Annotated in this window: 12 protein-coding genes; 7 read left to right on the plus strand and 5 right to left on the minus strand. The window is 47.7% G+C overall.

From position 1 onward, the window contains the following. Positions 1-51 precede the first annotated feature (51 nt). Positions 52-1,404 (minus strand): magnesium transporter, encoded by a 1,353-nt coding sequence (gene mgtE, locus Q9R23_RS07865; RefSeq protein WP_035410763.1) that lies wholly within the window; start codon positions 1,402-1,404, stop codon positions 52-54. A gap of 231 nt (positions 1,405-1,635) precedes the next feature. On the opposite strand from mgtE, the gene Q9R23_RS07870 reads away from it, so the two are divergent. From Q9R23_RS07870 to Q9R23_RS07885, 4 genes are all read left to right on the plus strand, one after another. After that, the gene (locus Q9R23_RS07870; RefSeq protein ID WP_214852061.1) at positions 1,636-2,373 is read left to right on the plus strand and encodes a metal ABC transporter ATP-binding protein; all 738 of its coding nucleotides are present in this window, start codon (positions 1,636-1,638) and stop codon (positions 2,371-2,373) included. After that, positions 2,370-3,215 (plus strand): metal ABC transporter permease, encoded by an 846-nt coding sequence (locus Q9R23_RS07875; RefSeq protein WP_214852060.1) that lies wholly within the window; start codon positions 2,370-2,372, stop codon positions 3,213-3,215. Before Q9R23_RS07870 ends, Q9R23_RS07875 begins: the two co-directional genes overlap by 4 nt. Continuing rightward, positions 3,212-4,129 carry a metal ABC transporter substrate-binding protein gene (locus tag Q9R23_RS07880; protein ID WP_214852059.1) on the plus strand — a complete coding sequence of 306 codons (918 nt, stop codon included), beginning with the start codon at positions 3,212-3,214 and terminating at the stop codon, positions 4,127-4,129. Before Q9R23_RS07875 ends, Q9R23_RS07880 begins: the two co-directional genes overlap by 4 nt. A gap of 76 nt (positions 4,130-4,205) precedes the next feature. After that, complete coding sequence (locus tag Q9R23_RS07885; RefSeq protein ID WP_214852058.1) at positions 4,206-4,718, plus strand: PCYCGC domain-containing protein; 513 nt, start codon at positions 4,206-4,208, stop codon at positions 4,716-4,718. Positions 4,719-4,770: 52 nt separating this feature from the next. On the opposite strand, the gene Q9R23_RS07890 is transcribed toward Q9R23_RS07885, so the two are convergent. Both Q9R23_RS07890 and Q9R23_RS07895 read right to left on the minus strand, forming a co-directional pair. Further along, a complete protein-coding gene (locus Q9R23_RS07890) occupies positions 4,771-5,139 on the minus strand; it encodes a VOC family protein (RefSeq protein WP_214852057.1) in 369 nt (122 codons plus the stop codon). Further along, the gene (locus Q9R23_RS07895) at positions 5,136-5,576 is read right to left on the minus strand and encodes a hypothetical protein (RefSeq protein ID WP_214852056.1); all 441 of its coding nucleotides are present in this window, start codon (positions 5,574-5,576) and stop codon (positions 5,136-5,138) included. The genes Q9R23_RS07890 and Q9R23_RS07895 overlap by 4 nt, the downstream gene beginning before the upstream one ends. Before the next feature lie 189 nt (positions 5,577-5,765). On the opposite strand from Q9R23_RS07895, the gene Q9R23_RS07900 reads away from it, so the two are divergent. Both Q9R23_RS07900 and Q9R23_RS07905 read left to right on the plus strand, forming a co-directional pair. Then, on the plus strand, positions 5,766-6,779 hold the full coding sequence (locus Q9R23_RS07900; protein ID WP_214853173.1) for a zinc-binding alcohol dehydrogenase family protein: 1,014 nt from the start codon (positions 5,766-5,768) through the stop codon (positions 6,777-6,779). A gap of 214 nt (positions 6,780-6,993) precedes the next feature. Next, the gene (locus Q9R23_RS07905) at positions 6,994-9,426 is read left to right on the plus strand and encodes a HAMP domain-containing sensor histidine kinase (RefSeq protein WP_311246778.1); all 2,433 of its coding nucleotides are present in this window, start codon (positions 6,994-6,996) and stop codon (positions 9,424-9,426) included. Positions 9,427-9,487: 61 nt separating this feature from the next. Here the strand turns inward: Q9R23_RS07905 and wrbA are convergent, their stop codons facing one another. Beyond that, entirely contained in the window at positions 9,488-10,090 is a 603-nt protein-coding gene (gene wrbA, locus Q9R23_RS07910; RefSeq protein ID WP_035410786.1) for an NAD(P)H:quinone oxidoreductase, read from the minus strand. 298 nt (positions 10,091-10,388) lie between these two features. Here wrbA and Q9R23_RS07915 point away from each other — a divergent pair, with 298 nt between their 5' ends. Next, positions 10,389-12,179 (plus strand): LTA synthase family protein, encoded by a 1,791-nt coding sequence (locus Q9R23_RS07915; RefSeq protein ID WP_311246779.1) that lies wholly within the window; start codon positions 10,389-10,391, stop codon positions 12,177-12,179. A gap of 303 nt (positions 12,180-12,482) precedes the next feature. Here the strand turns inward: Q9R23_RS07915 and Q9R23_RS07920 are convergent, their stop codons facing one another. Next, positions 12,483-13,553, minus strand: coding sequence for a type I restriction enzyme HsdR N-terminal domain-containing protein (locus tag Q9R23_RS07920; RefSeq protein WP_311246780.1), 1,071 nt, complete (start codon positions 13,551-13,553; stop codon positions 12,483-12,485). Positions 13,554-13,576 lie beyond the last annotated feature (23 nt).

Raw genomic sequence — 13,576 nt, forward strand, 5'->3', positions numbered from 1 at the left:
ACCGAACCAATTCCCTTTCTCTTGAAGAGAAGGCGAATCGGTTCGGTTTTTTTACATCAAGCGACTGATGAACGCGGTCGCGATCCCGAAGTAGACGAGGAGCGACAAGATATCGTTTAACGTCGTGATCAGCGGTCCGGACGCAATCGCCGGGTCGATCTTTAAGCGATGTAAGATGAGCGGAATGATCGTTCCAGCCAGTGTTCCAAAAATCAGCGTGATGACGAGTGAGCTGCCGACGACAAGACCTAAGACGGCACTTCCTTGCCAGACGTACGCAATGATAGCAATCAAGACGCCACAAATGACACCAATGATCAAACCAACCCAAAGTTCTCGTAGGATTAATCGCGTCGCGACCCGCTTATCGACTTCACGCGTGATCAATCCACGGACGACGACCGCGAGCGATTGGGTACCGGTATTTCCGGTCATCCCAGCAATCATTGGCATGAAAAAGGCGAGCGCGACAACTTTTGAAAGCGTCTCTTCGAACTGACTGATGATCGATCCGGAGACGAGCCCGATGAACAGTAACAAGACGAGCCATGGCAAGCGCCGGGTTGCAGCAATCCACGGCTTCGTCTCGAAATCAATTGATTTACCGGATGCTGAGAGTTTCTCGATGTCTTCATTCGCTTCTTCCCGTAAGACATCGAGTGCATCATCGACCGTGATCAATCCGACGAGAACATCGCCTTCGACGACCGGTAGCGAAACGAGATCGTAGCGTTCGAACAATTGCGCGACCTCTTCCTGATCGGTCTCTGCTGCGACCCGAATCACCTTCGTCTCCATGACATCGCTGATTCGTTCCGTATTTTCAGCTAAGATGACGTCCCGGTATGAGATGACACCGACGAGTTCACTGAGTTGATTGACGACGTACACGTAATTGATCGTCTCCGAGTATTCGATGTAGTCACGCATCTTCTCGACCGTCTCACCGACCGTGAAATCCTCTCCCACCCAGATGAACCGGTTCGTCATCAAACGCCCTGCCGTCTCCGGTGGATACGTCAAGAGATTGCGGACGATCAGTGCCTCGTCTGTCCGCATGCTACCAAGCAAACGGTCAGTTTCTTCTGGTCCCAGTTCCTCCAGTAAATCCGCGACATCATCGTTTTCCATTAAATCGAGGACATGCCCGGCGCGCTCGACGTCTAAACGACGCAAGACGGCAAGACGTTGCTCTCCTTCGAGCTCCTCAAGCACATCTGCCAATCGTTCGTGATCGAGATAATCGAGGAGTCGTGCCTGATCGTCTTCTCCTAATTCTTCATATACTTGCGCGATGTCATACGGATAGACTTCTTCGATGACTTGCTGTGCTTGCTCTCGCTTTTCCTTCGCAAGCGCATCGAGCAATAGCCACTTCCATTGTTGTTCTGCTGTCTGACGCAATCTCCTCACCCCCATACGATTCTGCCTTTTCATCTTAGCACGAGTTGATTCGCGATCGATATCGAAAAACAGTTGACAACTGTTTCTTACGGCTTTAAAGTTTGCCTTAAGGAAACATTATTAGCAGACCGAATCTTTCTCTAGTAATGAATGATCAAAAAATTTTAAGCTGTTTTTTGCCATAAGGAAACTTTCCTTCTCTACACCACAAAACCAAAGGAGTGAGCATTCATGTACGCCCTTGATGTTAACCGTCTCACGGTCTCCTATTTTGATACACATGCACTCGCCGATGTATCCGTCCGTCTTCCGGTCGCTTCGCTGATTGGTATCATCGGACCGAATGGTGCCGGTAAATCCACTTTCTTAAAAGCCATCCTCGGTCTGATTCCCGCTCGGATCGAGCAGTTACGCGTACTCGATCAACCACTCGAAGCTGTCCGGTCTCGTGTCGCCTATGTACCTCAGCGTAGCGCGATCGATTGGGATTTTCCTGTGCGTGTCCAAGATGTCGTACTGATGGGGTGTTATCCGAAGCTCGATCTGTTCAGACGTCCATCAAAGGAACAAAAGCAGTTCGCGATACATTGCCTTGAGCGCGTCGATATGGCCGATCATGCCAAACGGCAAATCGGTGAACTGTCAGGTGGACAACAACAACGGGTCTTTCTGGCGCGTGCCCTTGCCCAAGAAGCAGAACTACTGTTGCTGGACGAACCGTTCGTCGGTATCGATGTCGCCAGTGAGCAGATGATCATCGAACTCTTACGGACACTCCGAGCCGAAGGGCGGACGATTGTCGTCGTCCACCATGATCTGCATAAAGCAGAGGACTACTTCGACACGTTGATGCTGTTGAACAAACGACTAATCGCTGTCGGTCCTCCGTCTGATATCTTGACGCCGGAGTGGCTCGAACCAGCGTATGGCTTACCGCTATTCGAACGACGTAAGGAGGGACAAGGATGACGTTCATCGAGGCATTATTTCAGTATGATTTCTTACAAAAAGCGATGATCACCGCCGTCATGGTCGGCATCATCTGCGGTGTGATCGGCTGTTTCATCATCTTACGCGGGATGTCGTTAATGGGTGATGCGATCTCGCACGCCGTTTTACCTGGTGTCGCGATTTCTTATCTACTCGGGATCAACTTCTTGATCGGTGCCATCGTCACAGGTCTCGTGACGGCACTTGGAATCGGCTTCGTCAGCCAAAACAGTCGCATCAAGAACGACACAGCGATCGGCATCCTCTTCACGTCCGCCTTCGCCCTCGGGATCATCTTGATTTCGTTCTTGCGCAGCAGTAGCGATCTCTATCACATTTTGTTCGGCAACGTCCTCGCGGTCCGTCCGAGCGATATGTGGATGACCGTCATCATCGGATTGGTCGTCCTCGGGGGAATCTTCTTGTTCTACAAAGAGTTGCTGATCAGTTCCTTTGACCCGACAATGGCGCAAGCCTATGGACTATCGACACGCTGGATTCACTATGGATTGATGACATTGCTGACACTCGTCACCGTCGCTTCCCTTCAGACGGTCGGCATCATCCTCGTCGTTGCGATGCTGATCACACCAGCTGCGACAGCGTATTTACTGACGAACCGTCTCTCGCGGATGCTGTTCCTAGCAGCAGGCTTCGGTACGCTGTCCGCCATCGTCGGACTGTATTTCAGCTTCACCTACAATTTATCCTCTGGTGCATCGATCGTCCTCGTCGCGACGACGCTGTTCGCACTCGTCTTCATCTTTTCACCACGTCACGGTCTGATGCGTCACCGGAAACGAAAGGAGTCTACTGTATGAAATTAAAATTTTTCCTGTTCGTCCTCCTCAGCACAGTCTTGCTTGCTGCTTGTTCGACACCAGCAGAAGATAACGGAAAGCTGAAGGTCGTTGCGACGTATTCAATCCTCGCTGATCTCGCCCGCGAAGTTGGTCGTGAACACGTCGATGTTCACAGCATGGTTAAGATTGGGGCAAATCCGCATGAGTATGATCCACTTCCGGCAGACGTACAAGCGATGGCGGATGCGGATGTCGTTTTCTATAACGGTCTGAATCTTGAAGCCGGCGGTGCTTGGTTCGACAAACTTCGGGCAACGACCAGTAAAGATGCGTCTGACGCGCCAGTCTATCGTTTAAGTCAAGGCGTCGAACCAAAGTACCTGACGACGAAAGGCAAGGAATCAGAAACCGATCCGCATGCGTGGCTCGATGTGAGTAACGGCATTCAATACGTCGAAAACGTCAAGCAGGCATTGATCAAGGAAGATCCGAAGCACAAAGCGGACTACGAGAAAAATGCCGAGGCTTACATCAAACAACTGCAGACGCTTGATCAGGAAGCGAAAAAGCAGTTTGCCGACATTCCGAAAGCAGAACGTCACCTCGTCACGAGTGAAGGTGCCTTCAAATACTTCGGAACTGCCTATGACGTCAAAGCGGATTATATTTGGGAGATCAACTCGGATAATCAAGGAACGCCGGCACAAGTCCGCCGGATCGTCGATACGATCAAGGAGCAAGACATCCCTGTCCTATTCGTCGAAACAAGCGTCGACCGGCGGAGTATGGAGACTGTCTCTCGTGAGACCGGCGTTCCGATCGCTGGCACACTTTTCACCGACTCGCTCGGAGCACCGGGTAAAGACGGCGACACGTACTACAGTATGATGCAAGCGAACATCAAGACGATCACACAAGCACTCACGAAATAAGCGTCAATAAATCGTCATGCTTTCATCGTTTTACTTTCCTTATAATGAAGGTAAGACAATGAAAGAGAGGCCGACTATGCAAAGACGACTGTATCGTTTTGGACTTCCACTTAGTCTCAGCCTGTTGCTCGCTGCATGCGGGACGGCTGAACAGACGGATACTCCAAAAACAGAACACACGAATCACGAAGATCACGCTGACCATGCCAGTCACGGTGCCGATGATCAACTCGAGAAGACCGCGGGACCGGACACGTTACCTGCTTTTCTCGATGAGCAGGATCAATCGATTCAAACAATCTATCGCTCCGTCGCTAAACATCCCGATTTATTGAAGAAGATGCCATGTTATTGCGGTTGTGGTGAATCTGCGGGTCATACGAGCAACTATGACTGCTTCATCGAAGAACAGAACGCTACGTCAACGACCTGGACGACGCACGGCATTACGTGTGGTACGTGTCTCGATATCGCGGCACAGTCGATCGTCGCTTATCAAAAAGGTAGCTCAGTCAAGGAAATTCGGACTGCAATCGATCAAACTTACGCGAAGACCGGTGTCACACCGACGCCAACGCCAGCACTTTAAAAATAGCCTGCTTCTTTTCACGAACCATGTGATCAGAAGCAGGCTATTTCGTTTAGATGATCACGGCGACTTGTGCCGTCAACGCCATCGTATTCTGTTCCGAATCTTTAAAGAACGCCATCCATGTCTCTTCTGTCTCGGAACGCGTAATCATGTGGGGTTCCCCGAGAAAAACAACACCTTGCTTTTGCATCCGCTTATATTCTGCTGGCAGCGAATCGACTTCAAAATACAAGACGGAACTCGGATGATCGAATGCCTCTGTCTCTGGTAAAGTCAACATCAATCGAATATCGCCACACTGAAAGAAAACCATCGTCTCAAGTTCAAATAAGACCAATAATTGCAAAACATCCCGATAAAATGCTGTACTACGCTTAATATCCTTCACTGGAATTCCAATCTGTTGAATACGTTTCATTTCATCTCCTCCGTCTGTTTTGCTCGCAAGACGAGCGGTCGACCCGACAACAGTTCATCCAGTTGATAGTACGTATGTGCGCGAATCGGTCGATCCGTTCGTGGCAGATGACGGAGTTCGTATGCCACTTCGAGTAAGTAAAATTTGTATTCCTCCCCTTCATCAAAACCGAAGCTCGCGCGCCGTTCCTCGATATACGCTAGAACACGCTCCTGTTGCGAGCACGAGAGACGCTCGACTTGCGGGGCGAGCGCCTCGTGCGGAAAGAGCACGATTTCCCGCTCCGTACGATACAGTCGATGCATGACACCACCACTTTGACGTAAGGCAATCAAACGTGCGGGTCGATACGGACGGGGGTGCGGATGCGCATGGACGAGGAAACGTTCAATGGTAACCTGAGTCGGTCCTGCCGGTAGAGAGATGACGTCATACATATAAAATCGCTCCTTCTCGAAAATGGATAGCTACTCTCATATGCTACCATAGCTATCCAAGGTTCTTCCGTTGACGACAGAAGGGGAATCCGTTTTCAAAGTTTCGCAACTGGTTTTAAGACGGAACGCGCGTGGAACAGATGGAGAGAAACGATTCATATCTGGAAAGGATGATTGTCGATGTCGAATATGTCCGCTGTCGGTTTTCACCGACACTTACCACTGACGGAACACGAAAGTCTGATTGATTTAGAACTACCACGCCCGGAAGCAACGGGGCACGATCTACTAGTTGAGATCAAAGCTGTCTCCGTTAATCCGGTCGATACGAAAGTCCGCGCTCACGGAAAAGATGAAGACGCTCCGAAAGTGATCGGCTATGATGCAGCCGGAGTCGTCGTTGAAGTTGGCGATGATGCCTCCCTCTTCCAAGTCGGTGATGAAGTCTATTACGCCGGTGCGATTCAGCGCCCAGGGTCAAACAGCGACTTCCAACTCGTCGATGAACGAATCGTCGCCAAAAAGCCGGAACGGTTGACGTTCAGTGAAGCGGCTGCTCTCCCGTTGACGACGCTGACAGCTTACGAAGCATTGACCGATCGTCTTGGATTGACGTTTGATGCTAAGTCGAATCTCGAGAAGACGATCCTCATCATCGGAGCTGCTGGTGGTGTCGGTTCAATCGCGACACAACTCGCGAATCACGCTGGGCTGACCGTCATCGGAACGGCGTCGCGTGACGAGACGATTGATTGGGCGAAGGAACACGGTGCACATCATACGATCAATCACCACGACGCATTCCGTCCTCAGCTGGAAGCCCTCGGCTACAAATACGTTGACTATATCTTCTGTCTCAATGCGACGGACCAACATTTCGAGACGATGGTCGATGTGATCGCACCGCAAGGGAAAATCTGTAGCATCGTCGAGACTGATCAAAAACTCGATTTAAGTGCGCTCCAACAAAAGAGTGCGACGTTCGTCTGGGAATTCATGTTCACCCGTCCACTGTTTATGACAGATGATATGATTCGTCAACATGAGATTCTGACGCAAGTCGCAGCATGGATCGAAGAGCATACGCTCGAGACGACGGTCAAGCAGACATTGATCGGCATGAACGCCGACAATCTAAAAGAAGCACACCGTCTCGTCGAAAGTGGAAAAACGATTGGAAAGATTGTCGTTGAACATCATTAATAGGTATCGAAGCAGGATGAGACTAGGCTCTCGTCCTGCTTTTTTGTCGTTCTTTATTTTCTTGTGAACGTGAATCTCTTACTTTGAAGATATTTTAAGTATTATGACTATATTTATCCGTCTAAAAAATGTACGATTACGGTAACAAATATTCCAATGTCATACATCTAATCGACCCTCGACTCACATGTACAAAGGAGCATCCATAATCCATATGCGAAAATGGTTCAATCAAAAGATCAGTCGACAGATCATGTCGTCATTTTATCTCATTCTTATTACACTATCGATCTCTTCCCTGGCTGCTTATTTTTATACGAACCATCAAGTCATGGATGCGAAACAAGAGCTCGATGCGATCAGCATGCGTGAAGATCGAGCGACGAAACTGTGGGACGATTGGCAGTCCCTTCAATACGAGATGCGGGGCTATATCGTCTTCGGAGATGACGCCGTGCTCGACGTGATTGATGAAAAGAAGGCATCACTCGAACAACAGACGGCTTGGTTTGAAAAGAATCGTCTCTACAAGGCGGATCAAATCTATGCGTCTGATATCCGGTCGCTCTATAATTCTTATACCAATTTCGTCATGCCGAGCTTGATTAAATACGTCCAAGCAAAGCAATCGGGCACGATTGACGAGCGTTTCCTGCAGATGCCGAGTCTAAAAGCGATGATGCCACAAGTACCTCAGGACCCGAATCGGAAGTTCAAGATGAATGCCTCGAACAGTGAAACGATGCGTAAAAGTGTCAACACGATGGAGAGTACGTTCACGAACTACCGGAGTAGTCTCCGCGCGAAAGAACTCAGTGCAAAAGAACAGCTTGTCACGCAGACGAAGTACGCTGAGTGGATTTGGCTCGTCAACCTGATCGTGTTGTTCCTCGTCATCTTGCTGATCGTCCGCCCGTTCATCGAACGGACGACGCGACAGATCCATCTTCTTAGCAAGGAGAGCAAGCTCCTTGCAAGTGGTGAGCATACGTTACCGTTGATTCCGCTGAACCGTGCTGACGAGATCGGTGAATTGAGTAAATCGTTCCATCAGATGGCGACAGCCTTGATTGAAAACAAACACCAATTGATGTCGACGAACGTCACTCTCGAAGATGCGTTGAAACTGACGCAACGGAACGAGTCCCATTTACGGCTACGTAATCAATTGACGGAGACACTAGCGTCGCGTGATAGCATCAGTGCCTATCCTGCCGTCATTCAAAAGATGGTTGAAATCACGAATGCGACGCAAGGTGCCTTGATTTTCAAAGATGGTACGAAAGTCATCGATATCGTCTTTTATCCACAGACACCGCTCACAGTCGAGGATTGGATGCCAACGATTGAGCCGTTATTGCGTGAGTCGCGACAAGATAAACGACCGCATACGCAGTTCGAAGATGAAGTCGCGCGCGCTGTCACACCAGTTCTTGATCCGAGTCAAAATGAGATCATCGCCTATATCTTCTTGTCCCGTAATCAGGATCGGTTTGATCGTTACGAGCAGGAAGAACTCGCTGCCTTCGCGCGTCAGCTAGCGTTGTCACTCCTACGGATGCGGACGTTCGACGAGATTGAACGCGAACGGGAAAAAACAGCGCGACTGTTGAACTCGATCCGTGAATCGATCGTCTATATCGAACCAGAAGGTGACATCCAGTTGATCAACCGACCATTACTCGATCTGTTCGACCATCCGGTTGATGACAGTCTCGATGAGAATGGGCTGATGAACATCACTCCGTCTGTCGTTCAACTCAAGCATCGCGTCGACCAACTACCGGAATTCGAACGTTACTTGAAAAAGACGTTCGTGAAACGAGAAATCGGTGAAGGAATCACCTTCTCGATCGATCACGAGCGACGCTTCATCAAGACGTACTCCGAGAGCATTCATTATGGTGGACAGTTCCGCGGGATTCTACTCGTCTTACGTGACGTGACGAATGAAGTCGAGATTGACCGGATCAAAAACGAACTCGTCTCGACGATCTCACACGAACTGCGGACACCACTCTCGTCGATCTATGGCTTTACTGAGCTGATGATTCAGCGTGACCTACCACCGAAACGGCAGAAGAAGTATCTCGAAGCGGTCCATTCGGAAACAGAACGTCTCTCGCTGTTGATCAATGACTTCCTCGACTTGCAACGGATGGAAGCAAACCGTCAGGAATATGAGATGGCACCGTTCGATATCGTCGCGATGATTCGGGATTTGAAACAGTTGCATAGTCTGTCGTCTTCTTCCCACGCGATTGAAATATTCCGAAACGTCGAACCATTGATCGTCGAAGGGGATGCGAAGAAGATTCGCCAATTATTCAGTAACCTGATCAACAATGCGATCAAATACTCACCAGCTGGTGGAACGATCGATATTCAACTGACGCGACACGCGTCACGTGTCACGGTCGCGATTCAAGATGAGGGCATCGGGATCCCAGCTTCTGCGATGAGTAACCTGTTCCAAAAATTCTATCGTGTTGACAATTCGGACACCCGTCAAATCGGCGGTACTGGTCTTGGGCTCTCGATCTGTCGCGAAATTGCGCGTGGACATGATGGAGAAATCCATGTCGAGTCGATCGAAGGACAAGGCTCGACGTTCACAGTCGAACTTCCGTTAACACAAAACACATGATGCATACGAAAAAGCGCCAGAATGTGAATCAGCATTCCGGCGCTTTTTGAATTAGGTAATGTTATGAGTTAAGACGGCTTGCCACTTCAACCGTCCGTTTCGCTTGATGGCGCACGGCTGGTTCGACCGATTCGACCATGTTACCGTCTTGGTCGACAGTGACCGATGTACCATATGGATTTCCGCCCGCTGCGAACAAGACAGGATCCGAATAACCTGGTGCCGCAACGATTGCACCCCAGTGGAACATCGTCGTATAAACTGCGAGAACAGTCGCTTCCTGACCGCCATGCGGATTCTGTGCCGACGACATCGCACTGACGACTTTATTGACGAGTTTGCCTTGTGCCCACAGTCCGCCTGTCGTGTCGAGGAACTGTTGGAATTGTCCTGGGACATGACCGTAACGTGTCGGGACGCTAAAGATAATCGCATCTGCCCAGTCGAGTAGATCCGGTGTCGCTTCTTCGATATCACGTGTGGCTTCCGCATGCTTTTGCCACAATGGGTTCGAAGCGATCGCTTCTGCTGGGGCTGTCTCCTTGATTTTCGCAAGACGGACTTCCGCCCCTGCTGCTTCTCCCGCTTCTTTTGCCCATGAGGCAAGTTGATGGTTCGTTCCGGTTGCGCTGTAATAGATGACCGCTAGTTTCACGTTTGACATGACTTCGCTTCTTTTTTAAAAGACAGTGACGGACGATGGACGTACACGCTTTCTATTCCCGCTTTCCGCGCAAATTAACGTCAATTGTTTGAATTCAAGAGGAAATTCAAACCAATTCCTCGATTAATTCGTGAAACGAGCGAACATGACTTCCTGTCTTGGTAAGATTTCTATTTTTGCCTGATTCAGAAACAATCGCCATTTCACCTTCAGATTGTATACTTCCCACATCTATGCGTTCCTCGATTTGCCGTTTAGGGTAAAGACCGATTGACGACACACGTAAGGAGTACTGACCATGGCGATTCGCTACACCCTTTATCTGTTACTTGGCATGCTGAAGTTCATGCTATTTAGTTATTTTACAAAAACCGACCTTTCGCTTCATTTAACACTGATGAATCTTGCTGGCATGCTGATCCTATCGAGCTGGACGTTACTGATTCCGTGGAATAAACGCCGCTGGGTCTGGCTCGGTCTACTGCTGGCGCACAGTTTTCTGCTAGCTTCCGACATGTGGTACTACCGTTACTTCGAGGACTTCCTCTCCGTCTCGCTCCTCTCACAGATGACGCAGATGAGTGACGTCAGTAGCGGCTTCACTGCCTTGATCGTACCGCAAGACTTCCTCTTGTTCGCTGATAGTTTGATTTTCATGGTACTGCTCTTTGTCTTCCGCAAACGACCGGAAGTAACGACAGCGCAAACACGACGCCGGACAGCTGGACTCCTTGCAGTCAGTGGCATTATTTTGTCTGCTTCACTGCTGACGTACCGGACGCTAACAGAAGATCGTCAACCGACGGCAGCGATCTCCGATATGCGTGACTACTACCTGTTCGGCTTTTGGGGTTATCACGGGTGGGACGCTTTCAAAGGCGTGACCGGGCGACCAAGCGACGGATTGACGGCTCAGGAGCAACAGCGCATCAACCAAAAGGAGCAGACGAATCCAACCGGTGCGAAAAAGACACCGAACATCATTTTGGTGCAACTCGAGTCGTTCCAGGCTTCTGTTATCGACCAGACCATTAATGGCGAAGAAGTAACGCCGAACCTGAATCAGTTGAAAAAGGAATCGCTCTACTTCTCGTCGTTTTACCACCAGACACATGAAGGACGAACTTCGGACGCTGAGTTCATCACGAACACATCGCTTTACCCGTTGAAATCAGGTTCCGTTTATACGCAATATCCGACGAATGAATTCGAGCCGCTCCCTGCGTTACTTGAGAAGAACGGATACGATACGGCAGCAATGCACGCTTACGAAAAAGGTTTCTGGAATCGTGACGATGTTTACAAGAACATCGGTTTTAAGCACTTCTTCAGCCAAAATGATTATTCAAAAGAAAAAAAGATCGGCATGGCGCTGAACGATCAGCAGTTCTTCCTCGAATCGATTGATCACATGGAGACGCTGCAAGAACCATTCTTCTCGTTTTTAGTCGCGTTGACGAGTCATACACCGTATGAGATCGACAAGGAAGATCAGACGCTTGATCTGTCCGGATATGAGGATCCAATGTTGAAACGGTATTACCAGACTGTCCATTACGTCGATACCGGTATCGGGAAGATGATCGACGAGTTGAAACAACGCGATCTTTGGGACCAGTCCCTCGTCATCTTTTATGGCGATCACGATAGTGGACTCGTTAATGAAGGCAGTGAGATGCGCAAAAAAGCAGATGTCTCGTCTCCAGTAGCAGCTTTCGAACTCGAACGACGCATTCCACTCTTCATCAAAAAACCCGACCAACAAACCGGTCGGGTCATGAAAAAGAATGGCGGACAAATTGATATCGCACCAACGATCATTGATCTGTTGAATCTCAAGACATCCTATATGATGGGGCAATCCCTCATCGACGATAAACCGAATCTGACGGGCTTTCGCGATGGTTCGTTCCGCTATCAGGACTATTACTATGAAGCAGATTTGACGAAAGCATCAGGCGAAGGCACTTGTTACGATGTATCGACGGAAAAGAAAGTCGAGATGAAATTCTGTCGAAGTCAGGTGAAGGAGGTTAGTGCGCAACTAAAGCTTTCGGATAAAATTATTGAAGAGAATGAGCTGAAGTAATCACATCATGTCTAATTTTCTTAAAATGAACAAGCCTGATCTTCTTCACGTCTCGTGAGAAGTCAGACTTGTTCATTAATCTAGTTCTTTGCACGAGTCAAGAATTAATTTACACTCATGACTTTATTAATTTTTGTTCGCTCCGTAAAATATTATTCCTTCTTCCACAGCTCTTATTTTCCAGATGTAAAACCAAGCTCGGAATTTTATAAATAGTAAAACTAATCGATTGTCTACAAATTCGATTTTTTATAAGAGCACTTGTAACAAAAGTGTATATTAACTTCCTATCTTAAAAATTTCTTAATACTTAGCTGCTTTTTTCTTCCGCTTTTTTCGAAGCTTCTCACGTACATTGGCATACAGAATTAAATTACTTATAAAAGTGGAGGCATCTTCTTTCGTAAGTGTCCTGTTTGCTGGTAGCGAACCTAAATAAATCTTACCTTCTTGGATTAAATGAGGAGCATGTTTTTCAACTTGGGCAATGACTTCACTGTTTTTGTAGCCGTTTCTTCGACCGTTATGAAAAACATGATAGACATCATTTTCTGTTTCATAAGAAAAAAACCTATCAATGTTCAATTGCAAAACGAAAGAACCTGTACCCATATCTTCAATTGCCACATTCATCATTGTATTTCCACTTCTGTTACCGAACGTGGGATCATTTTGTGTCTTATCTGTTCCTATAATCGTTATACGATAAATTTTATGCTGTCGATTTAAATCTTTCAGAATTAAACTGCGATAATATCCTGGGAATGCTCCTCCAGCCGCATTCCCAAATGAAAAATAGCCACATCCAAGATCTTCAACAATCGAAATAGGCTGATCTTGAACAGTTATTTGACCTGTCAGTAAATAATTTCGAAGTTCTGCAATGAATGGATGTAATTTTATAGGCGTCCCTTCACCGATATAACCTTCATTCCATAAAAGTTTTAAATAATGTTCGTCTGTAATTAAATCATAAGAGAGTCTTCTCATTTTTTGATATGAAATATACGTTACTTTTCCGTCGACAAGTTGCTGAAACGAATAAAAATCTTCAGCAAGTGGTAACAATTCTCCATTCTTCTCTTCAAAAAGATAGGTTAAAATACCGTTTGTAATACCAATATATTTAGCTTGAATTGTTTGGTTATAAGCTCTAACCTGATTTAATGCATGATCTGTAAGCGGAATATTTGTTGCTTTCACTTCTAAAACCAACAGGGGTTTTTTATTTCCCAGACAGTCCATTTGCCATATGATTATATCTGCTCTTGTTTTAAACTCCACATTAAACTTACTAAGCGGATACTCTGTGTCAATTGAATCAGTCGGTATACCGATCTCATTAATTAAAATTGCTAGAATTTTTTGCCGCACCTCCTCTTCTGGTGTATGGTGCA

The sequence above is a fragment of the Exiguobacterium sp. BRG2 genome (assembly GCF_031844245.1).
Lineage (GTDB): Bacteria > Bacillota > Bacilli > Exiguobacteriales > Exiguobacteriaceae > Exiguobacterium_A.